Genomic DNA, 22,234 nt, shown 5'->3' with positions numbered 1-22,234 from the left:
TCGCATCCTACGAGGCTTCCCTGCAAGCAGCACCGGCCGTCAATAGACACGCTCCTTCGGCGGGAACGAGGGCACGGTGTTCGGCTGGGTGCGCACCGGCTTGTAGTCCAGACTGTCGTCCGCCAGGGAGTACAGGCTGTGCTTGAGCCAGTGCTGATCATCGCGCTCGGGGAAGTCGATGCGCGAATGCGCCCCGCGGCTCTCTTCGCGTCCCAGCGCGGAGCGGATGGTCGCGATCGCGCAGTCCATCAGGTTCTCCAGCTCCATCGCCTCCACCCGCGCGGTGTTGAAGGTGGCCGAGTGGTCCGCGATCACCGCGTGGTTCAAGCGCTCGCGCAGCGCGCGGACCTTCTCCACCCCCTCGCGCATCACCTCGTCGCTGCGGAACACCGAGCAGTGGTCCTCCATCACCTTGCGCAGTTCGCGCTTGAGCGGTTCGACCTGCTCGGCGGAGCCGTCGCCCGGGTCCTTGCGGTCCCAGCGCGTGAGCCGCGCCATCGCCTGCTCCACCGCCGTCTCGTCCAGCGGCCGGTGATAGCGGTTCTCGCCCAGGTACTCGAGGATGTGATTGGCCGCCGCACGCCCGAATACGAGGATATCCAGCAGCGAGTTGCCGCCCAGGCGGTTGGCCCCGTGCACCGAGACACAGGCGGCCTCGCCGGCCGCGTACAGCCCCGGAACCGGGTCCTCCGGGGTGTCCTTGACCGGCGCCACCACCTGGCCGAAGCGGTTGGTCGGGATCCCGCCCATGCTGTAGTGGCAGGTGGGGAACACCGGGATCGGGGCCTCGATCGGGTCCACGCCGAGGAAGGTCATGCTGGTCTCGCGGATGCCCGGCAGACGCTGCATGATCGTGTCCGCGCCCAGGTGGCGCAGATCCAGCAGCACATGGTCGGCATTGCGCCCGCAGCCCCGGCCCTCGCGCACCTCGGTGGCGATGGAACGGCTGACCACGTCGCGCGAGGCCAGGTCCTTCGCCCGCGGGGCATAGCGCTCCATGAAGCGCTCACCCTCGGAGTTGATCAGGAACCCGCCCTCGCCGCGCGCGCCCTCGGTAATCAGCATCCCGCGCCCGGCGATCCCGGTCGGATGGAACTGCACGAACTCCATGTCCTCCAGCGGCACCCCGGCGCGCAGCGCCATCGCCATGCCGTCGCCGGTGTTGATCAGGGCGTTGGTGGTGGTGCGGAACAGCTGCCCCGCCCCGCCGGTGGCGATCAGCGTGGTCTTGGCCTCGATCACGATCGGCTCGCCGGTCAGGATCTCGAAGGCCAGCACACCGAGCACGAAGCCCTGCTCGTCGCGCAGCAGGTCCACCGCGAAGTACTCGTCAAAAAAGTGCGTGCGTGCGCGCAGGTTCTGCTGGTACAGCGAGTGCAGAATCGCGTGCCCGGTACGGTCGGCCGCCGCACAGGTACGCGCCGCCTGGTCCTGACCGAAGTTCTGGCTCTGCCCGCCGAAGGCGCGCTGGTAGATGTTGCCGTTGTCCAGACGCGAGAACGGCACGCCGAAGTGGTCCAGCTCGTAGACCACCTTGGGCGCCGCGCGGCACATGTACTCGATCGCATCCTGGTCGCCCAGGTAGTCCGAGCCCTTCACGGTGTCGAACATGTGCCAGTGCCAGGAGTCCGGCAGCACGTTGGCCAGCGCGGCGTTTACCCCGCCCTGCGCGGCGACCGTGTGCGAACGCGTGGGAAACACCTTGGAGACCACCGCGACCTTGGCATCGCCGTTGGACAGCTGCAGCGCGGCGCGCAGGCCCGCGCCACCGGCGCCGATGATCAGCGCGTCGAATTTGCGCCGGGTCAGATTCATGCAAGCCCCGTTCGAATCAGGAGGTAGAGGGCCCACAGGCCCAGAAGGATGAGCGCGCCCGCGCCGAGGGTCAGCACGGTCAGGCGCAGCGCCAGCGGCTTCACGTAGTCGAGCACGACATCGCGCAGCCCGATCCACGCATGCAGCAGCAGGAGCACGACAAACAGTGCACTGCCCAGCGCCACCACCGGGTGCGCGATCACCGCCACCCAGGCCGCGTGATCGGCCGGCGGGGCGATCAGGAAATATCCCAGGGCTGCGATCACGAACAGCCCCACGTAGACCGCGGTGATCCGCTGCAGCAGCCAGGCGCCCTGCCCCGACAGCAGCCTCACAGGATCAGCCCCAGCCAGACGGCGAGCGTGGCGAAGATTGCGGCGTACAGGGCATCACGCGCGGTGCGCAGCGAGCCGGCCCGGTCCTCCCCGATGCCGAACTCCATCAGCAGATAACGAATCCCCGCGAACAGGTGATGCAGCAGCCACCACAGGCCGATCAGCAGCAGCGCCAGCCCGACCGGGTGCCGGATGATCGCGGCCACCTGCGCAAAGCCCTCCGGGCTCGCCAGCGAGCGATCCAGCAGCCACAACAGCACGGGGATGGCGAGAATCAGGAGAATCCCGGTAATACGGTGCAGGATGGAAACTACGGCATTCAGCGGTAGGCGGATCTTGCGCAGATCCAGGAAAACGGGCCGTGCCGGAGAACTCATGCCACCCCCAAAACCGGATGATGAAAAATGTCGGGCTGACACCCTGCAAGAGGTTCGTCTACTATCGACCCGCTTGGTTCAGCCGGTCGCCCGACCTGTGTTGAGCTTACCACCTCAATCCGCCGCCGTGGGTCCCCAAGGCCACCAGCCGAACGGACACACGACGCGCTGCCACGGGAGAGTTTTCGATGCGCGAAGACTGGAAGAATCACCTGATCGACGCCGGGGCCGAGTTCGAGGACGACGACCTCCTGCACTACGGAAACCCCGAACGCGAACGCCGCATGGCCATCAATGGCGAGGTGATCTGCGACCTGTCCCACCGGGGCCTGCTGGAGGTCCGCGGCGAGGACGCGACCGAGTTCCTGCAGGGCCAGTTCGGCAACGACATCACCCAGGTCGATGCCAGCCACAGCCAGATTTCCAGCTACTCCAGCCCCAAAGGGCGCGCCTACGCGGTGTTTCGCGTGCTGCGCACCGCGGACAGCTACCTCCTGGAGATGCCGGCTGACCGCATCGAGACCATCGCCAAGCGGTTGCGGATGTTCGTGCTGCGGGCCCATGTGGTGATCGAGCGCGCCGACGACTCGCGCATCCACTTCGGGTTTTCCGGCCCCGACGCCGAAACCGAACTGAACAACGCACTGGGCGCCCGCCCCGCGAACGTGGACGACGTGGTCGAGAAAGACGGCGTGACCATCGTGCGCGTGCCCGGGGTGCACCCGCGTTACGAGCTGTTCGGCGAGCTCGAACCGATGCGCACCGCCTGGGACAAGCTGAACGTGCGCTCGGGCCCGGTGGGGCCGCGCGAGTGGGCCCTGCTCGACATCCTCGCCGGGATGCCGACCGTGGTCGAGGCGACCAGCGAGATGTTCGTGCCGCAGATGCTGAACCTGCACGCGCTGGGGGCGATCAACTTCGAGAAGGGCTGCTACCCGGGACAGGAGGTGGTGGCCCGCATGCACTACCTCGGCAAGCTGAAGCGGCGCATGTTCCGCCTGGCAATCCCCGCCTCGGAGCTGCCGCAGCCGGGCTCACCGGTATTTCGCGCCGGAGGCAACCCGGAGCAGTCGGACGGCGAGATCGTGGCCGCGGAACTGCACCCGGACGGCCTCTACTCGGCCCTGGCGGTGGTGCAGGTGGCGGCCGCCGAAGGCGAGCTGCACTGGGGGGCACCGGATGGCCCGCGGGCGGAGGTCGTCGACCTGCCCTACGCGGTACCGGAAGGAGCCTAAGCCATGCGATTCCTGTTCTTCTTCTTCGTCCTGATCCTGCTCGCGCTGTGGGCGGCCTTCTTCAGCCGCCCCAACAACCCGACGCTGTCCAATTGGCTGTACGTGCTGTCCGGGGTCCTCGCCGTGCTATTCCTGATCGGCTACCTGCGCCTGGACGGGGTGATATAGCGCAGACGAGCACGAGGAGTGCCCTGCGCTACTCGTGAATGTAGTCGACGACCTCGAGCCCGAAACCGCCCAGGCCATGGAAGCGCTTGGGCGCGGACATCAGCTTCATGCGGCCCACGCCGCAGTCCGCCAGGATCTGCGCGCCGATGCCGTACATGCGCCACTCGGCCGAATTCTCGCGCCCGCCACGCTCCTCCTGCGGCGGCTGCCCGAGCTGTTCCAGGCGCTGCGCCAGGGCCTCGGCGCTCTCGTGCTTGCGCAGCACCACCACGACGCCCTCGCCCGCCTCGTCGATGCGGCGCAGAGCGTCGTCCAGCGGCCAGCCACGATCCGGGCCGGCATAGCCCAGGGTGTCATGCAGCGTGTTTTCCAGGTGCACGCGCACCAGGGTGCCCTGCTCCGGCTTCGGCTCGCCGCGCACCAGCGCAAAGTGTAGCTGGTGGTCGACCTCGTCCTGGAATGACAGCAGGCGGAATTCGCCGTGCGCGGTCGGGAACGGGCGCTCCGAGACGCGCTGAACGGTCTTCTCGTTCTCGATGCGGTAGCGGATCAGGTCCTCGATCGTGCCCATCTTCAGGTCGTGTTCGGCACAGAAGCGCTCGAGGTCCGGGCGCCGCGCCATCGTACCGTCCTCGTTGAGGATCTCCACGATCACCGCGGCCGGCTCGGCCCCGGCCAGGCGCGCGAGGTCGCAACCGGCCTCGGTATGGCCGGCGCGCACGATCACCCCGCCCGGCTGCGCCATCAGCGGAAAGACATGTCCCGGCTGGACGATGTCACCCGGCTGCGCGTTGGGCGCCACGGCCGTGCGGATGGTGTGCGCGCGGTCATAGGCGGAAATACCCGTAGTCACGCCCTCGGCGGCCTCGATGGACAGCGTGAAGTTGGTGCCGTGCACATCGTTGGTGTCGGTCACCATCAGCGGCAGCGCGAGCTGCTTGCAGCGCTCGCGGGTCAGCGTCAGGCAGATCAGCCCGCGGCCGTACTTGGCCATGAAGTTGATGTCCTCGGGGCGCACATGCGAGGCGAGCATCAGCAGATCGCCCTCGTTCTCGCGGTCCTCGTCGTCGACGATGACCACCATGCGCCCGGCCTGCAGTTCCTCGAGGATGGTTTCGGTATTGGAAAATTCCATGCGTGCCTTCGGTCGGGGGCCGTGCGCTCAGTCGCGCGACCCGGAATGATTGGGGAAGCCCTGTTCGGCCAGCCAGGCCTCGGACAGATCACCCGCGCCCACGCCCGGCTCCGCCGCGCGCTCGCCCAGCATCAGGCGCTCGAGGTAGCGCGCGATCAGGTCCACCTCCAGGTTCACCGGCGTGCCCACCGCGTAGACAGAGAAGCGGGTCAGCGACCAGGTGTGGGGGATGATGTTGACCTCGAACTCGGCCCCGTCGACGCGGTTCACGGTCAGACTGGTGCCATCGATGGTGATCGAGCCTTTCGCGGCGATGTAGCGCGCCAGCGCGGCGGGGGCGCGAAAGCGCACGCGGGTCGAGCGTGCGTCCGGCTCCATCGCGACCACCTCGCCGACGCCATCGACGTGGCCCGAGACCATGTGGCCCCCGAGGCGGTCGCCCAGCGCCAGGGCCCGCTCCAGGTTGGCCCGGTCGCCCGGCCCCAGCCCGCCCAGCGTGGTCACGTTCAGGGACTCGCGCGAGACATCGGCGGCGAAGCCCGCGCCCGTCAGGTCGGTCACGGTCAGACACACGCCGTTGACCGCGATGGAGTCGCCCAGGCGTGTGTCCGACAGGTCCATCCCGGGGGCATTCACATGCAGGCGCACGTCGCCGCCGCTGGGCGTCAGGCGATCCAGGCTGCCAAGGGTCTCGATGATTCCGGTGAACATGGGCCTTGCTTCGGTTACAGGCCGCCCCGGGAAGGGACGCCGCGAGCCGCCCATCTTAGGGAAACGCGAAGGCGTTCGCACCACACGATGGAGGACGTATGGATTTAGCACCCGACAAGGTGCAGGACGATCGGACCATCAGGAGCGCGGACGGGCCCGCAGGCGCAGGCTGTCACCGACCCAGCGGCTCTCGAGGATCTCCAGCTCCGCGCGTTCGTCCATGCGCGCCAGCGGCCACTCCACCAGCGGACGGGCACTCGAGCCCAGCAGCAACGGCGCCTGGTACAACAGCCACTCGTCCACCCAGCCCCCGCGGGCCAGGGCGCCGGCCAGACCGGGGCCGGACTCGACATGCAGTTCGTTTACCTCGGCGCGTGCCAGCTCCACCAGCACCTCGCCGAGGTCCAGTCCGCCCTCGGGCGAGTCGCTGGCCAGCGCGATCGGCCGCACATCCGCGCCATGCCCGCGCAACGTATCCGCGACCGGCGAACGCGCGGCATCCGGCCCGGTCAGGACCCACACAGGCCCGCTCTTCAGGATCTGGGCGCCGGGGGGCGTGCGCAGCCGGGCATCCAGGATCACCCTGAGCGGCTGCCGGGTGGGCAGATCCGAGTAGTGCGGGTCATCAGGAAAACCGGCCTGGGCAGCCAGCTGATGCGGTTTCATGCGCACGGTCAGGCGCGGGTCGTCGGCCACCACGGTACCGCTGCCGGTCAGAATCGCCCCGGCGCGCGCCCGCCACAGCTGTACGTCGCGACGCGCGGCCTCGCCGGTAATCCAGCGGGACTCGCCCGAGGCCATCGCCGTGCGCCCGTCCAGGCTCGCCGCGAGCTTGATCCGGACCCAGGGACGTCCTTGCTCCATGCGCTGGACAAAGCCCGGGTTCAGTGCCCGGGCCTCGGCCTCGAGTACGCCGGTTTCGACCTCGATCCCGGCCGCGCGCAGCGCCTCCATGCCGCCACCACAGACCCGCGGGTTCGGGTCCTGCATCGCAATCACGGCCCGGGCCACGCCGGCCTGGATCAGCGCCTCGGTACAGGGAGGAGTGCGACCGTGGTGACTGCACGGCTCGAGCGTCACGTAGACAGTGGCCCCGCGCGCGGCTTCGCCGGCCGCGTGCAGGGCGTTCACCTCGGCGTGCGGCTCGCCGGCACACCAGTGCAGCCCCTCTCCGACGACCTCGCCATCGCGCACCAGCACACAGCCCACCCGAGGATTGGGATCGGCACTGAAGCGGCCATAGTCGGCCAGCTCCAGCGCCCGCGCCATGTGACGCCGATCCTCCACCGCCTGTTCGTGTCCCGGCTGTGCCATCAACTGCCCTCCTGCGAATCCCCCGGTGCGGCGGCATCCGTGTCGGCGAGTCCCTCATCGATCAGGCGCAGCTGTGAACGGCGCATCTCCGGCGTCAGGTCATCCTCGAGCCGCTCGATGGCCTCGCGGAAGGACTGCACACTGGCAAAGCTCAGATAGATGGAGGCAAAACGGATATAGGCCACATGGTCCAGGGCATGCAAGGCTGCCAGGACCATTTCGCCAATACGGTCGGACTTGACCTCGGGGGCCGCCAGGGACGCGAGCTGGCGCTTGATGTCGTCGATCACGCGCTCGACATCCTCGGTCTTCACCGGGCGCTTGTGCAACGCCCGGCGCAGACCACTGCGCAACTTGTCTTCGTCGAAGGCAACGCGCTCGCCGGAGCGCTTGACCACCCGCGGCAGGCTGAACTCCGCCCGCTCGAAGGTGGTGAAGCGCGCCCGGCACTCGCGGCACTCGCGCCGACGCCGGATCTGCTCCTGCTCCGGACCGGCCACCCGCGAGTCGACCACGCGGGTGTCCTGAGCGCCACAGGCCGGGCAGCGCATGGCGGGCCGCCGCTACGCCGCGTTATTCGGGGGCGCCGTAGACCGGGAAGCGGCGGCAGATCTCGACGACCTTGTCGCGGGTCGCGTCGATCACCTGCTCGTTCTCGTGGTCGTCCAGCACGTCGGCGATCCAGCCGGCCAGCTCGCGCGACTCCGCTTCGGTGAAGCCACGCGTGGTCAGAGCGGCGGTGCCGATGCGGATGCCGGAGGTCACGAATGGGGATTCCGGATCGTTGGGCACGGCGTTCTTGTTGACCGTGATGTTGGCGCGACCCAGCGCGGCGTCCGCGGCCTTGCCGGTCATGCCCTTGGACACCAGGCTCAGCAGGAACAGGTGATTGTCGGTCCCGCCGGAGACGATGTCGTAGCCACGCTCGACCAGGACCTCGGCCATCGCGCGGGCGTTGGCGATCACCTGCTTCTGATAGGTCTTGAATTCCGGCTCCAGGGCCTCCTTGAAGGCCACCGCCTTGCCGGCGATCACGTGCATCAGCGGGCCGCCCTGGGTACCCGGGAAGATCAGCGACTGGAACTTCTTGTTCAGCTCCGGCTGGCCCTTGGTGATGATGAAGCCGCCACGCGGCCCGCGCAGGGACTTGTGCGTGGTGGAAGTGACCACGTGGGCGTGGTCGATCGGGTTCGGGTATTCGCCGGCGGCGATCAGGCCGGAGACGTGGGCCATGTCCACCATCAGGTAGGCGCCCACGGAATCGGCGATCTCGCGGAAGCGCTTCCAGTCGACCACGCGCGAGTAGGCGGAGAAGCCGGCGACGATCATCTTCGGCTGGTGCTCGGTGGCCAGGCGCTGGACCTCGTCGTAGTCGATCAGACCCTCGTCGGTGATGCCGTACTGCACCGCGTTGTAGATCTTGCCGGAGAAGTTCGGCTTGGCGCCGTGGGTCAGGTGACCGCCGGCGTCCAGGCTCATGCCCAGCACGGTGTCATGCGGCTGCAGCAGGGCCATGTACACGGCCGCGTTGGCCTGCGAGCCGGAATGCGGCTGCACGTTCGCGTAGTCGGCGCCGTAGAGCTGCTTGAGGCGATCGATCGCGAGCTGCTCGACGATATCCACATACTCGCAGCCACCGTAGTAGCGCTTGCCCGGATAGCCCTCGGCGTACTTGTTGGTCAGCACGGAGCCCTGGGCCTCCATCACGCGCGGGCTGGTGTAGTTCTCGGAGGCGATCAGCTCGATATGCTCTTCCTGGCGCTGCGCCTCCTTGCTGATGGCGCCCCAGAGTTCGTCGTCGTAGCCGTGGATACTCATGTCGATCGAAAACATTCGGATCTCCCGTTTCATTACTTTCGTGGATTCGGTTTCCCGGCGCGCCGACTCACCGGCGCAGGCCTGGGAAGGGGGAAACAAAGACGCGTAATGATAGGGGATGCGGGGCTTTTTTTCAGGTGGCCGCCACGCCATGGCCAGACCACCGTCCAGGTAGCGCACAACGCAAGAATCCAAAGCCTTCCGTATTTTCAGCTACATACGGCCTATTGCGCGCTGCCGGGCAAGCTCGACAGGGTAGCCATGGCCTCCGGCGCGCACGGCCTGGTGTCCCGTTTCTTTACACCCAATCCTGGCCGGGTAAACCCCTCTCGCGGCACTGAGAATGTACCCGCCGGGCGCCACTCACCCGAACGGCGTAGTCGTCGGTGTCACACTTTTTTACGCCCATCCAGTCCCGCTGCCATCCGGCAAAAGGCGCATCCTCCTATCGGTCTGTTTTTTCGAATGAATTAGCGCGCATATGGGAATGGCACCGTTTCTGCATAGCCCTGAGTGCACAAGGACCGGATGGGCCGGATCCGCGCAAGCCACCCAGGGGGCTATTCCCAGGGAAGGTGCATCGAATGAACCCCAAACGTACTACACCCTATTTCGCGAGTGCCGCCCTGTTGCTGGGCCTGGGCCTTTCCGGCGCCGCACAGGCTTCGTTGATCAGCTGCGCCAGCCTGGATGGCGGCGTTGAAAACCGCGTCACCGCCAACATCGGCTGCCAGATCCTCGAACCCCTGGATGGGCATGCAAACGACCCTGTGGGAGGCGACCCATCCAACTGGATCGTCAACACGGCCGGTGGCACGGGCTTTTTCGGCATCAGTGACTGGCAGTTCGATGGCCGCTGGGAAGATCCGCCGAACAGCAACGGCGATCCGCTGGAGTTTGATCCGGCCGATCCGACCCTCAACCTGGTCACGCTGGACGGAACCTCCCAGGGCGGGACCTGGACACTGGATCCGAGCTTTGTCTACGGCGACCTGCTGTTCCTGTTCAAGGATGGCCGCGGCACCAATCTGACCGGGTTCCTGATGACTGGCTATAACGGCAGCTACCTCTCGCCATTCATTGACCCGCCGTTTGACTTCCCGGGTGCAAGCCCCAAAGACATCTCCCACGTGAGCATCTACTACCGTCCGAACGGGCAGGTACCGGAGCCCCACACACTGTTGCTACTGGGTCTGGGTCTGGGCTTGCTGGGTATCGCCGTCCGCCGCAAAGCACGCAGGGACACGATGGCGGCCTGATCACGTCCTGCTCGACTTGGCATGATGGCGCCCATGTGGCGCCATCATTTCGTTCATGCCTCCTGATCCACAGTGATTCGCTCGCCTCGACCGAACATGTCCGGTTCTTTTACATCTCGGCCGTAACCCACGACCGCCTCTCCACATCAAATCTCACAAGCGATTGTTTCATCGCCCGAATCCCCCATCTCGTCGAACATGGCACGAAGCGTGCTGCATTCCCGCCTTGTGAGTGATGGCACTTTCAGGCGATCCGCGCCCCAGCCGCATTCATGAGAAACCATGGAGGGACTTTCGTCCCATGGAGGTAAGCTCGATGTCATGCAAGCCATTGCTCTCGTTCCTGGCCGGAACGGTGTTCCTGTTGACCCTGTCGCTCTCCGGGGCCACCCAGGCCGCACTGCTCGATTGCACTGCCCTGTCCGGCAACGTCGGTGACAAGGTCACCAACAATCTCGGCTGTCAGATTTTGTCGCCACTGGATGGCGCAGCCACCGACTCCACCACCGGCGATCCCTCCAGCTGGCTTGTGAATACCGCGGGCGACACCGGATTCTTCGGAATCAGCGACTGGCTATTCGACGGCCGCTGGACCTCCCCCGGGTCGAACAGCTCGACCCTCGCCAGCTTTGATGGCAATCGCCACAGCGGGCAATGGAACCTCGATTCCGAATGGGACTATGGAGACCTGCTGTTCGTGTTCAGTCATGGCAGCGGCACCAACCTGGTCGGCTTCCTGATGACCGGGATCAATGGCGATTACAGCTCACCCTTCACCCAACCGCCCTTCAGCTATCCGGGTGTGGCCACACGCAACATCTCGCATATCAGCGTCTATTACCGTTCGGGCGCGGTCGGCACCGTCCCCGAACCGAAGACGATGCTGCTGATGGGACTGGGGCTCGGCCTGCTCGGGCTGATGCTTCGCCGGAACCGACGCCAGGGGCCCCGTTTTCCGGCCTAGGCGAACGCCCAACGGCCCGTCGCCGCGCCATCAAGGGCACGCCTGTCGGGCGTGTCCTTTACCCTGATTGAAGAGGGGCCTGCACAGGACCGCGGATGACCGAAGGCGAGGCGATCCCCATCGCCCCCGGCCCGCAGGCACAGTCGACCTGAACGCGAACGTGCTATTTGATCGGCGTCTCCCTAGAATCCTCGGCACTGCCGCGATTCGTTCCCGGCATGACCCCGGAGGGCGTATGAATCGATCCAGTGTGCCGAGGGCCGACCGGCGATGGCTGCAACGCCTGCTGCCAGTGCTCACCCTGGTCAGCCTGCTACTGGCCACCACCGCGCAGGCCGAATCGCGCTTCATCAATATCGGCACAGGCGGGGTCACCGGCGTGTATTACCCGGCGGGCCAGCACCTGTGCCGCCTGTTCAACACCCGTCGCGACGAGCACGGGATGCGCTGCACAGCGGAGAGCACCGGCGGCTCGGTCTTCAATCTCAACATGATCCGCTCGGGCGACATGGACTTCGGCGTCGCGCAGTCGGACCTGCAGTACCACGCCTATCGGGGCTCCGGGCGTTTCGAGGAATTCGGGCCCGCTCCCCATCTCCGGGCGGCGTTCAGCCTGCATGCCGAACCCCTCACCCTGGTGGTGCGCCCCGACGCAGACATCGAGGGGCTGGATGACCTGCCCGGCAAGCGCGTCAACATCGGCAACCCGGGCTCGGGCCAGCGCATCCTGATGGAAGAACTAATGGGGGCGCTGGGCTGGGACCAGGACACCTTTCGCCGGGTGAGTGAGCTGCCCTCGCGCGAGCAGGCCCAGGCGCTTTGCGACAACCGCATCGACGCCTTTGTATTTTCCGTCGGCCACCCCTCGGCCGCGATTCAGGAACCCATCGCGACCTGCAACGCCCGACTGGTGTCGATCGAGGGTTCAACCGTCGACCAACTGGTCGAGGACACCCCTTATTACCTGCGCGCGCTGATCCCCGCCGGCACCTACCCGGGCCAGGACGACGACATCCATACCTACGGTGTCGGCGCCACGCTGGTGACCTCGACCCGCACCTCGGAACGCGCGGTCTACGAGATCACCCGCGCGGTGTTCGAGAACTTCGAGACCTTTCGCGGCCTGCATCCGGCCTTTGGCCCGCTGGAGCGCGAGACGATGGTGGACGAAGGACTGTCGGCCCCCCTGCATCCGGGGGCCCAACGCTATTTCCGTGAAGCGGGGCTGATCGAATGAGCGATACCAGGGGGACCACCGGGGGGGCCACGGAACCGGCCGACAACGCGGCCGAGACTGCTCAGGAGCTGGAATCCGGCGCACGTCATCCGGGGCGCGGCACGCGCAGCCTGATCTGGCTGACGGCGGTGGCCTGGTCGCTGTTCCAGATCTGGATCGCCTCGCCCCTGGGCGACTGGCTGGATTTCTTTGTCGTCTCGGACACCGAGGCGCGCTCGATCCATCTGGCCTTTGCAGTCTTCCTGGCCTATCTGCTGTTTCCCGCGATCCGGCCGGGCACACGCCACGTGTCCTGGCCACGCGCCATTGGCGTGACCTATGCCCTGGGCGGGCTGGTCCTGATGGTGTTCGGGATCTGGCAATTGCTGGGCCTGGAGCGCCTGGCCGAGGTCTACGTGATCATCGGGCTGACCCTTCTGGTGGTCGCATTGCCGCTGCTGCGCGGCCATGACCCCATCCACCACATACCGCTGACCGACTGGATGTTCGCTGCAATCGCGGCCTTCAGTGCGCTGTATCTGTACCTGTTCCACGCCGAGCTGGCCGACCGTCCCGGGGCGCCCTCGGACGTCGACCTGATCGTCGCCGGGATCGGCCTGATCCTGCTGCTGGAGGCCACCCGGCGGGTACTGGGCCCGGCGCTGACGATCATTGCCGCGATCTTTTTGTTCTACACCTTCGCCGGCCCGATCATGCCGGACATCATTGCCCATCGCGGCGCCAGCTATCCGCGCGCGATGGCCCAGCAGTGGCTGTCCAACGAAGGCGTGTTCGGGATCGCGCTCGGCGTCTCGACCAGCTTCGTGTTCCTGTTCGTGCTGTTCGGCGCGCTACTGGAACGGGCCGGCGCCGGCGACTACTTCATTCGCGTGGCGTTCTCGCTGCTGGGGCACATGCGCGGTGGCCCGGCCAAGGCGGCGGTGATGGCGTCCGGGATGACCGGCGTGGTCTCGGGCTCGTCCATCGCCAATGTCGTCACCACCGGGACCTTCACCGTGCCCCTGATGAAGCGGGTCGGCTTCAGCCCGCACAAGGCCGGGGCCGTGGAGGTCGCCAGCTCGGTGAACGGGCAGCTGATGCCGCCGGTGATGGGTGCGGCCGCGTTCCTGATGGTCGAGTACGTCGGGATTCCCTATGTCGAGGTCCTCAAGCACGCGATCCTGCCGGCCCTGATCGCCTATATCGCGCTGATCTACATCGTGCACCTGGAGGCCTGCAAGAACGGCATGGAGGGCCTCAAGCGCGCTACCGTCACCACCTGGCGCGGCCGCCTGATCAGCTTCGGGATTACCGTCTCCAGCCTGATCATCCTCGCCGCCGCGGTGTACTGGGGGCTCGGCTGGATCAAGGACCTGGCCGGCGACGCCGCCGCCTGGATCATCGCCGCTTTGCTGTTTACCGCCTATATGGTGCTGCTGTGGATTGCCGCTCACGAGCCGGAGGCGGAGCCGCTGGATACCGAGCGTCCCCTGCCGCGCGTGCTGCCCACAGTGCTGGGCGGCCTGCACTACGTGCTGCCGCTGGTGGTGCTCGTCTGGGCCCTGGTCGTGGAGCGCCTGTCGCCGGGGCTTTCCGCCTTCTGGGCCGTGGCGTTCATGATCTTCATCGTGCTGACCCAGCGGCCGCTGGTGGCGCTGTTCCGGCGCCAGGGCCGGCTCGCCCAGGCGACCTGGGTCGGGGTGTGGGAGCTGTTCCAGGGCTTCGAGACCGGCGCGCGCAACATGATCGGCATCGGGGTGGCGACCGCGGCGGCCGGGATCATCGTCGGCACCGTCGCGATGACCGGGGTCGGACTGGTGCTGACCGACCTGGTCGACACCCTGTCCGGCGGCAACCTGCTGATGGTGCTTTTGCTGACCGCGCTGATCAGCCTGGTGCTGGGCCTGGGGCTGCCGACCACCGCTAACTACATCGTGGTCGCGACCCTGATGGCCCCGGTGATCGTGGAGCTGGGCGCGCAGAACGACATCCTGATCCCGCTGATCGCCGCGCATCTGTTCGTGTTCTATTTCGGCATCATGGCGGACGTGACGCCGCCCGTGGGGCTGGCCTCGTTCGCCGGGGCGGCCGTCGCCAAGGCAGACCCGATCCGCACCGGCATACAGGCCTTCGCCTACAGCCTGCGCACCATCGCGCTGCCGTTCTTCTTCATCTTCAACAGCCAGCTGCTGCTGATCGGCGTGGATAACGTGTTCCAGCTGCTGCTGGTCTTCCTCGGCTCGCTGGCGGGCATCCTCCTGTTCACTGCGGCGACCCAGGGCTGGTTCCTGGCCCGCAGCCGGCGCTGGGAATCGGCACTGCTGCTGGTCAGTGCGTTCGTGCTGCTGGCCCCGACCGTACTGATGGACCGCGTGGCGGAGCCCTACGAGCGTGTGCCGGCCGAACAGCTGTTCGAGGTCGTGGAGACCGTCCCGGATCGCGAATCGCTGCGGGTCGAGGCCACCGGCATCGACCTGGAGGGCCGCGAGATCACCCGCACCGTGATGTTCCCGCTGGGCGACCCGGGCCTGGAGCCGCGCGAGCGCCTGTCCGATGCCGGACTCGATGTCACCTTCGATACGGACACGGAAAAAGCGCGCATCCAGACGGTTGCTTTTGGCAGCCCGGCCGGCCGGGTAGGCTTGGAAGGTGGCTGGACGATCACCAGCGTGCTCGTGGATACGGACCGCCCGAGCCCCTACTGGTGGTACCTCCCGGGCATGCTGCCGGCGCTGCTGGTGGCCTGGAACCAGCGCCGTCGCGAACCGCCCGCCGGGCCGACCGCGACGGCACCGGCGCTCAGCGCCTGACGACCCACGCGACAGGAAGACGGCACCATGGAACAACCCAAGTACGGCTTTAACGTGATTCTGAGCGTCCCGATGGATACGGCCATCGAGCGCACGACAGCGGCCCTCGGCGAGGAGGGCTTCGGCATCCTCAGCGAGATCGATGTAGCCGCCGCCTTCAAGAAGAAGCTGGATCTCGATCATCGCCCCTATCGCATCCTCGGCGCCTGCAACCCGCATCTCGCGCGTCATGCCATCGAGGCCGATCCCAACATCGGGCTGCTACTACCCTGCAACGTCCTGGTGCAGGACAACCAGGACGGGACCTGCACCGTCGGCTTCATGGACCCGGTAGCGGTGATGGCCCTGGTGGACAAACCGGGCGTCGAGGCCCTTGCCAGCGATGTCCGGGAACGCCTCGAACGGGTCCGCCAGGCACTGGAAGCCGGTGAGCCTGCCACCCGGTGAGAGATAACAAGGACCATGCCGCGCCGCTCGCGGAGGCGATTCGCGAGGCCAGCGTTGCGGGGACCCGAATCGCCGTGCGCGGCGGGCGCCAGCATGGTGATCAGAGCTTCCCCGACGGCCTCCCCTCCGGTGTACTCCAGCTGGAGACCCGCGAGCACCGGGGTATCGCGACCCTGGAGCCGAGCGAGCTGGTCGTCACCGTGCGCAGCGGAACGCCCGTGGTCACCCTGGACCAGGCGCTGGCCGAGGTCGGCATGATGCTCCCCTTCGAGCCCGCGCTGGGTACTCCCGAAGCCACCGTCGGCGGCATGGTCGCGCTGGGGATGTCGGGACCGCGGCGCCCGTGGGCCGCCGCGCTACGCGATGCGGTGCTGGGCACCCGGGTTGTGAACGGACGTGGCGAGATCCTGCAGTTCGGCGGCCAGGTCATGAAGAACGTCGCCGGCTTCGATGTCTCCCGTCTGATGTGCGGCAGCCAGGGCGGTCTCGGGCTGATCCTGGAGACCAGCTTCAAGCTGCTGCCAAGACCGCCCTGCGAGCGCTACCTGCAACGCGAGGATGATGCGGAGTCGTTCGTCGCGCGCTGCAGCGCCTGGGGGCGCACCGGGTGGCCGTTCTCGGGGATCGCCTGGCACGACGGCGTCACCCATATTCGGCTCGGTGGCGGCGAGGAGGCGGTCGACGAGGCCATCCAGCGCATCGACGCCGAACCGGGCGACCCGGCCCGGGGCTTCTGGGACGCGCTGAGGGACCGCAGCCTGCCCCTGTTCACGGACGAGCTGGCCGCCGAGGCCCGGCTGTGGCGGATCAGCCTGCCGCCGGCGACGGAACCGCTCGCGCTTTCCGGCGAATGGCTGATGAACTGGGGTGGCGCGGAGCGCTGGCTGCGCACGACGGAGCACGCTGAGACCGTGCGCCGCGTCGTGACCGACGCCGGCGGGCACGCCCGCCTGTGGCTCGGCGACGCCCCGGGCGTGCCCCGCCTGCACCCGCGCGGGGAGGCACTGGAGGCCCTGGAAGGCCGCCTGCGCGAGTCCCTGGACCCGGATGGCGTCTTCTTCGCCCCCCTGCTGCCGAACCCGCGCTCCCGCCGGCCGCGCACGACCTGAGCCATGGAGACCCGGCTGCACAAACGCTTCGCCGATGACCCGGCCGCGCGCATTGCGGAGGATGCGCTGCGCGCCTGCGTGCACTGCGGCTTCTGCAACGCGACCTGCCCGACCTACCAGGAACTGGGCGACGAGGTCGACGGCCCGCGCGGCCGCATCTACCAGATCAAGGAAATCCTCGAATCTGGCGAGGCCAACCCGACCGCGCGCACCCACCTGGACCGCTGCCTGACCTGTCTCAACTGCATGACCACCTGCCCCTCCGGCGTGGATTACAACCACCTGGTCGCCTATGGCCGGGAGGTGATCGAGCACGACCTCGACCGAAACTGGCGTGACCGGGGCCTGCGCAGCCTGCTGGCCCGCGCCCTGCCCGCACGCTGGCCGTTCCGAATGGCCCTGGGGCTGGGGCGCCTGGTCCGCCCCGTCCTGCCGGCGACCCTGCGCCGTCGGGTACCCGCGCGACAGGAAGCCCACGAAACGACACAACCGACCCCTTCGCCAACCCTGGAAGGTTTCCCCCACGGGCGCATCCTGCTGCTGGCTGGCTGCGTACATGACGCGATTGACGCACGCACCAACGCCTCGCTGAAGAACCTGCTGGGGCGCCTCGGCATCGACGTCGTGGAAGTCGCTGAAACGCGTTGCTGCGGCGCGGTCGAACATCACCTGGCGTTCGAGGAGCGCGCCCGGCAACGGGTGCGCGCCAACCTCAACGCCTGGAAAGGCGTACTCGACCAGGGCGTGGACGCGGTGGTCAGCACCGCCAGCGGCTGCGGTGTGATGCTGCGCGACTACGGCCACCTGCTGGCCGGCGACCCCGACTACGCGGAACGCGCACGCACCGTTGCCGAGCGCGTACGCGATCCGGTGGAACTGTTCACCCCCGCTGCCGTACAGAAGCTGGGCATCCGCGCGCCGCAAGGCCACGACCCGATCGCCTGGCACGCCCCCTGCACCCTGCAGCATGGCCAGCGCCTGGCCGGGCGGGTGGAACCGCTGCTGCAGGCGGCCGGCTTCGAACTGGTACCCACGGCGGAGCCACACCTGTGCTGCGGTTCGGCGGGGACCTATTCGATCACCCAGCCGGCGATGGCCGCCCGGCTGCGTACCCGCAAGCTGGACAACCTGGAGGCCGCCACGCCCGCGCGCATCGTGACGGCCAACGTCGGTTGCCAGACGCATCTCCAGTCCGGGACCGACACCCCGGTCGAGCACTGGCTCACGCTGCTCGAGCGCCATTGCCCGGCAACTCCCGCCGGTGCGTAGGGGCGCTTGCCCGGACCGGTACGGCACACTAGATTCCCCCTTTTCCAATCCGGTAGACGCATCCATGCAGGCAAAATCCTTTCTCCCCCCGCAGCGCACCCTGATGGGCCCCGGCCCCTCCGACGTGAACCCGCGCGTGCTGAGCGCGATGAGCCGCCCGATCATCGGTCATCTGGACCCGGTATTCGTCGGCATGATGGAGGAGATGAAAGGCCTGCTGCAGTACGCGTTCCAGACCGAGAACGCGCTGACCCTGCCGGTCTCCGCCCCCGGCTCTGCCGGCATGGAGACCTGCTTCGCCAACCTGGTGGAGCCGGGCGACAAGGTGATCGTCTGCATCAACGGCGTGTTCGGCACGCGCATGAAGGAGAACGTCGAGCGCTGCGGCGGCACCGCCGTGGTGGTCGAGGATGACTGGGGCGCCCCGGTCTCCCCGGGCAAGGTCGAGGACGCGCTGAAGGGCAACCCGGACGCGAAGATCCTCGCCTTCGTGCATGCCGAGACCTCCACCGGCGCCTGCTCCGATGTCGAGACCCTGTGCCGGATGGCCCGCGAGCACGGCTGCCTGACCATCGTGGACGCGGTCACCAGCCTGGGCGGCAGCCCGCTGAAGGTCGACGACTGGGGCGTGGATGCGATCTACTCCGGCAGCCAGAAGTGCCTGTCCTGCACCCCGGGTCTGTCGCCGGTCAGCTTCAGCCAGCGTGCGGTGGAGCGCATCCAGGCGCGCAGCCACAAGGTGCAGAGCTGGTTCCTCGACCTGAACCTGGTGATGGGCTACTGGGGTGGCGGCGGCAAGCGCGCCTACCACCACACCGCGCCGATCAACGCCCTGTATGCGCTGCACGAGTCGCTGGTCATCCTCGCCGAGGAAGGCCTGGAGAACAGCTGGACCCGCCACGCCCGCCACCACGCAGCCCTGCGCGCGGGCCTCGAGGCCATGGGCCTGACGTTCCTGGTCGACGAGGCCCACCGCCTGCCGCAGCTCAATGCCGTGCACATCCCCGAAGGCGTGGACGAGGCCGCCGTGCGTGCGGAGCTGCTGGAGCGCTACAACCTCGAGATCGGCGCCGGGCTCGGCCCCTATGCCGGCAAGGTCTGGCGCATCGGCCTGATGGGCCATGGCGCGAACGAGCGCAACGTGTCGCTGTGCCTGTCCGCGCTGGAGGCGGTGCTGGCCGACATGGGCGCGGTGAAGCCGGGCCAGGCCCTGGCCGCCGCCCGCGCGAGCTACAAGCAAGCGTAGCGCTGGACCACCCGAGCCAATAACCAAACCTGCGGGAGACGCAACATGACGCTATCCGAACTGCTGCAGTACCTGGACGAAAATATGGACGGGGTCTTCCTGGACGGCGACCCAGCCGCCACGCTGGACAAGGCACGCGAAGGCTCGCACCGCAACCCAATCGCCGCCGAGGTGCTGGTGGCGTTGATGGACGGTGCCGGCGCCGATCGTCCGGATGCCACCCTGGAGCGCGCCGAGGCGGTCAAGGCCATCGGCCCGGTACGCCTGAAATACATGGCCGACGACGCCCCGGTCGAGGGCTTCCGCCTGGTCGAAAAGACCATCGTCACCATCGACGCCGCCTACAACGACGAGGCCCTCTCCTCACGCGGCTGACCCCCATCCCCCGCCGTCCCGGAAACCGCATGGCGGTTATCCGGGACCTCGCGTGCACTGGCGGCGGCCGGCACGACGGAACACTTCCTGGACGACAGGTCGCAACCGCACCATCGGGCCCGTTCAAACCAGACCGGCCAGTGCCAGCACCGCCCCGGCCATACTGGCCCCGATCAGCGCCCCCATCGCGACGTCGCTGGGATAGTGCAGCGCCAGCACCAGGCGCGAAGCGGCGACCAAGGCGGCGAACGGCACCACCAGCCAGACCCAGACGGGGAACCATGCCACCAGCACGACGGTGAATCCCACCGCATGCATGGTGTGGCCGGAGGGGAAGCTGAACTCGTCCAGTGGATCTACCGTGCGGGTGAACGGACGGTCGCGGTTGCACGGTCGCGGCCGACTCGTGCGGCGTTTCAGCCACTTGTACAGCGGTAATGACGCCAGCCCCACCGCGGCCATCTGCAGGCTGACCCAGGCGGCCTGCGGACCGTGGAACAGCGGCAGCAGGAGCATCAGCCCGTACCAGAACACCCCGTCCCCCAGCCGGCTGATCAGTCCGAAGAAGCGGCTGATCGCCCACTGACGATTGACCTGATTGCACAGCTGGCAGATCGCCAGCTCCGCCTCATCCATGCGCCGAGGCATGCGCATCACGGGCCTCCGTCTGCACCAGTTGCACCAGGACCGACTCGAAGCCGCCGATCACTTCGGACCAGTCCAGCGTGGACGCATGCTCCCGCGCACGCGCGCCGAGCAGCGGCCACTGCTCGGGATGGCCGGCGAGCTCGCGTGCCGCGCGCACGAAGGCCTGCTCGTCGACCCGGCGACTGCCGGTCAGCGAAACGCGGACACCCGATACGCCATCGGCCAGGTGCTCGTGAGCGGCGGCCGTATCGAAAGCGAGCACCGGAAGGCCGCTGGCCATGGCCTCGATCACCACATTGCCGAAGGTCTCCGAGGTCGACGGGAACAGGAACAGGTCCCCACTGGCGTAGTGCTGCGCGAGGGCCTGTCCGGTCTGCTGCCCGGCGAGAATGACATCCGGATGCGTACGCGCCAGACGCTCGCGCTGAGGGCCATCCCCCACCAGCACGAGCCGCGCATCGGAACGAATCGTCTGGATCGCGCGGAAGGCGGCGATCACCAGATCCAGATTCTTCTCCGCGGCCAGGCGTCCGACATGGATCACGACCGGCGCCGGGCCACTCGCGCCCCACTGCCCCCGCAGCGTCCGGGAACGACGCGCGGGGGTGAAACGCCGGGTATCCACCCCCCGCGCCAGGACACCTACTCGTTGAAACCCCTGATCCCGCAGTTCCTCGGCCAGCGCACGGGTGGGTGCCAGAGTGGCGCCACAGCGGTTGTGAAACCGACGCAGCAGACGCCGCACCGGGAGCGTCAGCAGCCCCAGCCCGTAGTGGCGGGCATAGCCATCGAAACGCGTGTGAAAACCCGAGGCCACCGGGATGCCGAGCTGCCTGGCCACCGCCAGCGCGGCATGCCCGAGGGGTCCTTCGGTGGCGATGTACGCGACATCCGGGGGGGAGTGCCGCCACAGGCGGCGCAAGCGTCGAGTGGAGGGGAGGCCCATGCGCAGCCCCCGGTAGCCGGGGATCGCGATACCGGGCAGCGTGACATCCTCGGGGCTCGTTGCATGCCGGGGCCCCGCGACGGGCCGATCGAGCCCCTGCCGCGGGCGAATCACCTGGACCCGATGGCCCCGTTCCCGCAGCCCCTCGGTCAGCCGTTCGAGGGTATGCGCCACACCATTGACCTCGGGTGGCCAGGTCTCGGTCACGAGGGCCACGTTCAAACGACCTGGATTCGGGCCACGCGATGCAAGGGAAAACGGGGCTGGCATCGTCGCGGCCTCCATGGTCAGCGCGCCTTTCGTCGCTTCGTGGCGGGCGGGTCCAGGGGCTCGGCGGGCAGCCCCAGTCGCTCGACGATCGCGTCCCGCGAGGCCTCGGCCAGCGAACGGCGATCCTCTTCGGCGGTTTGCAGCGGCGCGAGGAAATGCACCTGCACGCGGGTCTCGCGGCGGCACAGCAGCTGCCAGGCATTCACCAGCAGGCGGTCGTCGTCGGTATAGGCGACGGGGACCGGGCCGCCCTCGGGGCGCTCGTAGTCCAGCGCCACCGGCTGCACCGGATGGCCGTTCTCGGCCACCGCGGCAAACAGGCGCGGATGAAAGCGGCGCACGCCCTGCCCGCGGCTGGTCGTCCCTTCCGGGAACACGACGAAGTGCCGGCCCTCGTCGAGGCCCTCGCGCATGGCCTCGATGTGGGCGTTTGCCTCGCCCGCGCCACGGCGGATGAAACGCGTGTCGTGCTGGCGTGCCAGCCAGCCGATCACCGGCCAGCGGGCGATTTCGTCCTTGGACAGAAAGCACGGGTCCACGGCCGCGCCGATCAGCGGAATGTCCAGCCAGGAGACGTGGTTGGCGACCACCAGCGAGGCCCGTTCAGGCGGTGTTCCGGTCAGGCGAAAACGCACACCGGCCAGCCACAGCGCGCGGTCGTACCAGTCGCGGCGGATGCGGCTGCGCGTCTCGAAGTCATCGCCCCGGCGCGACATGCGCCAGGTCAGCCAGACGCCCTTCAGCAGGTGTAGGAGAATGCGCATCAG

Annotated in this window: 22 protein-coding genes; 11 read left to right on the top strand and 11 right to left on the bottom strand. The window is 67.8% G+C overall.

The annotated features are described in order from the left end of the window. Positions 1 to 39 precede the first annotated feature (39 nt). The 3 genes from sdhA to sdhC are packed head-to-tail and all read right to left on the bottom strand — an operon-like array spanning position 40 to position 2,527. Positions 40 to 1,815: a succinate dehydrogenase flavoprotein subunit gene (gene sdhA / locus C936_RS0105805; RefSeq protein ID WP_018649307.1), complete on the bottom strand. Its 1,776-nt coding sequence runs from the start codon at positions 1,813 to 1,815 to the stop codon at positions 40 to 42. Beyond that, positions 1,812 to 2,150, bottom strand: a complete 339-nt coding sequence (sdhD, locus tag C936_RS0105800; protein ID WP_018138465.1) for a succinate dehydrogenase, hydrophobic membrane anchor protein — start codon at positions 2,148 to 2,150, stop codon at positions 1,812 to 1,814. Before sdhD ends, sdhA begins: the two co-directional genes overlap by 4 nt. After that, a complete protein-coding gene (gene sdhC, locus C936_RS0105795) occupies positions 2,147 to 2,527 on the bottom strand; it encodes a succinate dehydrogenase, cytochrome b556 subunit (protein WP_018138464.1) in 381 nt (126 codons plus the stop codon). Before sdhC ends, sdhD begins: the two co-directional genes overlap by 4 nt. 188 nt (positions 2,528 to 2,715) lie before the next feature. Between sdhC and C936_RS0105790 the strand changes: the two genes are divergently transcribed. After that, positions 2,716 to 3,762, top strand: coding sequence for a folate-binding protein YgfZ (locus C936_RS0105790; RefSeq protein WP_018649306.1), 1,047 nt, complete (start codon positions 2,716 to 2,718; stop codon positions 3,760 to 3,762). A gap of 3 nt (positions 3,763 to 3,765) precedes the next feature. Next, positions 3,766 to 3,930, top strand: coding sequence for a hypothetical protein (locus tag C936_RS15010; RefSeq protein WP_018138462.1), 165 nt, complete (start codon positions 3,766 to 3,768; stop codon positions 3,928 to 3,930). Between the two features lie 28 nt (positions 3,931 to 3,958). Here C936_RS15010 and ribBA read toward each other — a convergent pair whose 3' ends face one another. The 5 genes from ribBA to glyA form a co-directional block, all read right to left on the bottom strand. Continuing rightward, positions 3,959 to 5,065 (bottom strand): bifunctional 3,4-dihydroxy-2-butanone-4-phosphate synthase/GTP cyclohydrolase II, encoded by a 1,107-nt coding sequence (ribBA, locus tag C936_RS0105780; RefSeq protein ID WP_018138461.1) that lies wholly within the window; start codon positions 5,063 to 5,065, stop codon positions 3,959 to 3,961. A gap of 27 nt (positions 5,066 to 5,092) precedes the next feature. Continuing rightward, positions 5,093 to 5,776 carry a riboflavin synthase gene (locus C936_RS0105775; RefSeq protein WP_018138460.1) on the bottom strand — a complete coding sequence of 228 codons (684 nt, stop codon included), beginning with the start codon at positions 5,774 to 5,776 and terminating at the stop codon, positions 5,093 to 5,095. A 138-nt stretch (positions 5,777 to 5,914) separates the two neighbouring features. Further along, positions 5,915 to 7,090 (bottom strand): bifunctional diaminohydroxyphosphoribosylaminopyrimidine deaminase/5-amino-6-(5-phosphoribosylamino)uracil reductase RibD, encoded by a 1,176-nt coding sequence (gene ribD, locus C936_RS0105770; RefSeq protein WP_018138459.1) that lies wholly within the window; start codon positions 7,088 to 7,090, stop codon positions 5,915 to 5,917. Then, positions 7,090 to 7,641: a transcriptional regulator NrdR gene (nrdR, locus tag C936_RS0105765; protein ID WP_018138458.1), complete on the bottom strand. Its 552-nt coding sequence runs from the start codon at positions 7,639 to 7,641 to the stop codon at positions 7,090 to 7,092. Before nrdR ends, ribD begins: the two co-directional genes overlap by 1 nt. A gap of 22 nt (positions 7,642 to 7,663) precedes the next feature. Then, positions 7,664 to 8,923 carry a serine hydroxymethyltransferase gene (gene glyA, locus C936_RS0105760; protein ID WP_018138457.1) on the bottom strand — a complete coding sequence of 420 codons (1,260 nt, stop codon included), beginning with the start codon at positions 8,921 to 8,923 and terminating at the stop codon, positions 7,664 to 7,666. A 569-nt stretch (positions 8,924 to 9,492) separates the two neighbouring features. Here glyA and C936_RS0105755 point away from each other — a divergent pair. The 9 genes from C936_RS0105755 (at position 9,493) to C936_RS0105715 (ending at position 19,603) form a co-directional block, all read left to right on the top strand. Beyond that, positions 9,493 to 10,167 (top strand): PEP-CTERM sorting domain-containing protein, encoded by a 675-nt coding sequence (locus tag C936_RS0105755; RefSeq protein ID WP_018138456.1) that lies wholly within the window; start codon positions 9,493 to 9,495, stop codon positions 10,165 to 10,167. Positions 10,168 to 10,498: 331 nt separating this feature from the next. Then, positions 10,499 to 11,131, top strand: coding sequence for a PEP-CTERM sorting domain-containing protein (locus tag C936_RS0105750; RefSeq protein ID WP_018138455.1), 633 nt, complete (start codon positions 10,499 to 10,501; stop codon positions 11,129 to 11,131). Positions 11,132 to 11,366: 235 nt separating this feature from the next. After that, a complete protein-coding gene (locus tag C936_RS0105745) occupies positions 11,367 to 12,368 on the top strand; it encodes a TAXI family TRAP transporter solute-binding subunit (RefSeq protein WP_018175473.1) in 1,002 nt (333 codons plus the stop codon). Further along, positions 12,365 to 15,157: a TRAP transporter permease gene (locus tag C936_RS0105740; RefSeq protein WP_018649305.1), complete on the top strand. Its 2,793-nt coding sequence runs from the start codon at positions 12,365 to 12,367 to the stop codon at positions 15,155 to 15,157. Before C936_RS0105745 ends, C936_RS0105740 begins: the two co-directional genes overlap by 4 nt. A gap of 27 nt (positions 15,158 to 15,184) precedes the next feature. Continuing rightward, positions 15,185 to 15,604, top strand: a complete 420-nt coding sequence (locus C936_RS0105735; protein ID WP_018138452.1) for a DUF302 domain-containing protein — start codon at positions 15,185 to 15,187, stop codon at positions 15,602 to 15,604. Next, on the top strand, positions 15,601 to 16,713 hold the full coding sequence (gene glcE / locus C936_RS0105730) for a glycolate oxidase subunit GlcE (RefSeq protein WP_018649304.1): 1,113 nt from the start codon (positions 15,601 to 15,603) through the stop codon (positions 16,711 to 16,713). Before C936_RS0105735 ends, glcE begins: the two co-directional genes overlap by 4 nt. A 3-nt stretch (positions 16,714 to 16,716) precedes the next feature. Continuing rightward, on the top strand, positions 16,717 to 17,982 hold the full coding sequence (gene glcF, locus C936_RS0105725; RefSeq protein ID WP_018649303.1) for a glycolate oxidase subunit GlcF: 1,266 nt from the start codon (positions 16,717 to 16,719) through the stop codon (positions 17,980 to 17,982). Between the two features lie 64 nt (positions 17,983 to 18,046). Further along, complete coding sequence (locus C936_RS0105720; RefSeq protein WP_018649302.1) at positions 18,047 to 19,228, top strand: alanine--glyoxylate aminotransferase family protein; 1,182 nt, start codon at positions 18,047 to 18,049, stop codon at positions 19,226 to 19,228. A gap of 45 nt (positions 19,229 to 19,273) precedes the next feature. Next, positions 19,274 to 19,603, top strand: coding sequence for a hypothetical protein (locus C936_RS0105715; RefSeq protein ID WP_018138448.1), 330 nt, complete (start codon positions 19,274 to 19,276; stop codon positions 19,601 to 19,603). A gap of 123 nt (positions 19,604 to 19,726) precedes the next feature. Here the strand turns inward: C936_RS0105715 and C936_RS0105710 are convergent, their stop codons facing one another. The 3 genes from C936_RS0105710 to C936_RS0105700 form a co-directional block, all read right to left on the bottom strand. Next, positions 19,727 to 20,257, bottom strand: coding sequence for a phosphatase PAP2 family protein (locus tag C936_RS0105710; RefSeq protein WP_018175469.1), 531 nt, complete (start codon positions 20,255 to 20,257; stop codon positions 19,727 to 19,729). Beyond that, positions 20,232 to 21,419 carry a glycosyltransferase family 1 protein gene (locus C936_RS0105705; RefSeq protein ID WP_018649301.1) on the bottom strand — a complete coding sequence of 396 codons (1,188 nt, stop codon included), beginning with the start codon at positions 21,417 to 21,419 and terminating at the stop codon, positions 20,232 to 20,234. Before C936_RS0105705 ends, C936_RS0105710 begins: the two co-directional genes overlap by 26 nt. Before the next feature lie 65 nt (positions 21,420 to 21,484). Further along, a complete protein-coding gene (locus C936_RS0105700; RefSeq protein ID WP_018175467.1) occupies positions 21,485 to 22,231 on the bottom strand; it encodes a 1-acyl-sn-glycerol-3-phosphate acyltransferase in 747 nt (248 codons plus the stop codon). Between the last annotated feature and the right edge of the window lie 3 nt (positions 22,232 to 22,234).

It is taken from the genome of Thioalkalivibrio sp. ALJ4 (genome assembly GCF_000377225.1).
Classification (GTDB): Bacteria; Pseudomonadota; Gammaproteobacteria; order Ectothiorhodospirales; family Ectothiorhodospiraceae; genus Thioalkalivibrio.
Note: the sequence above shows the minus strand (reverse complement) of the source record. Positions and strands in the feature narration are given on the sequence as shown.

What these genes read in the sequence shown, in the direction of transcription:
- sdhA (WP_018649307.1), bottom strand. Translation starts at nt 1,815, where the DNA reads ATGAATCTGACCCGGCGCAAATTCGACGCGCTGATCATCGGCGCCGGT.
- sdhC (WP_018138464.1), bottom strand. Translation starts at nt 2,527, where the DNA reads ATGAGTTCTCCGGCACGGCCCGTTTTCCTGGATCTGCGCAAGATCCGC.
- C936_RS0105790 (WP_018649306.1), top strand. Translation starts at nt 2,716, where the DNA reads ATGCGCGAAGACTGGAAGAATCACCTGATCGACGCCGGGGCCGAGTTC.
- C936_RS15010 (WP_018138462.1), top strand. Translation starts at nt 3,766, where the DNA reads ATGCGATTCCTGTTCTTCTTCTTCGTCCTGATCCTGCTCGCGCTGTGG.
- ribBA (WP_018138461.1), bottom strand. Translation starts at nt 5,065, where the DNA reads ATGGAATTTTCCAATACCGAAACCATCCTCGAGGAACTGCAGGCCGGG.
- C936_RS0105775 (WP_018138460.1), bottom strand. Translation starts at nt 5,776, where the DNA reads ATGTTCACCGGAATCATCGAGACCCTTGGCAGCCTGGATCGCCTGACG.
- ribD (WP_018138459.1), bottom strand. Translation starts at nt 7,090, where the DNA reads ATGGCACAGCCGGGACACGAACAGGCGGTGGAGGATCGGCGTCACATG.
- nrdR (WP_018138458.1), bottom strand. Translation starts at nt 7,641, where the DNA reads ATGCGCTGCCCGGCCTGTGGCGCTCAGGACACCCGCGTGGTCGACTCG.
- glyA (WP_018138457.1), bottom strand. Translation starts at nt 8,923, where the DNA reads ATGTTTTCGATCGACATGAGTATCCACGGCTACGACGACGAACTCTGG.
- C936_RS0105755 (WP_018138456.1), top strand. Translation starts at nt 9,493, where the DNA reads ATGAACCCCAAACGTACTACACCCTATTTCGCGAGTGCCGCCCTGTTG.
- C936_RS0105745 (WP_018175473.1), top strand. Translation starts at nt 11,367, where the DNA reads ATGAATCGATCCAGTGTGCCGAGGGCCGACCGGCGATGGCTGCAACGC.
- C936_RS0105740 (WP_018649305.1), top strand. Translation starts at nt 12,365, where the DNA reads ATGAGCGATACCAGGGGGACCACCGGGGGGGCCACGGAACCGGCCGAC.
- C936_RS0105735 (WP_018138452.1), top strand. Translation starts at nt 15,185, where the DNA reads ATGGAACAACCCAAGTACGGCTTTAACGTGATTCTGAGCGTCCCGATG.
- glcF (WP_018649303.1), top strand. Translation starts at nt 16,717, where the DNA reads ATGGAGACCCGGCTGCACAAACGCTTCGCCGATGACCCGGCCGCGCGC.
- C936_RS0105720 (WP_018649302.1), top strand. Translation starts at nt 18,047, where the DNA reads ATGCAGGCAAAATCCTTTCTCCCCCCGCAGCGCACCCTGATGGGCCCC.
- C936_RS0105715 (WP_018138448.1), top strand. Translation starts at nt 19,274, where the DNA reads ATGACGCTATCCGAACTGCTGCAGTACCTGGACGAAAATATGGACGGG.
- C936_RS0105710 (WP_018175469.1), bottom strand. Translation starts at nt 20,257, where the DNA reads ATGCGCATGCCTCGGCGCATGGATGAGGCGGAGCTGGCGATCTGCCAG.
- C936_RS0105700 (WP_018175467.1), bottom strand. Translation starts at nt 22,231, where the DNA reads ATGCGCATTCTCCTACACCTGCTGAAGGGCGTCTGGCTGACCTGGCGC.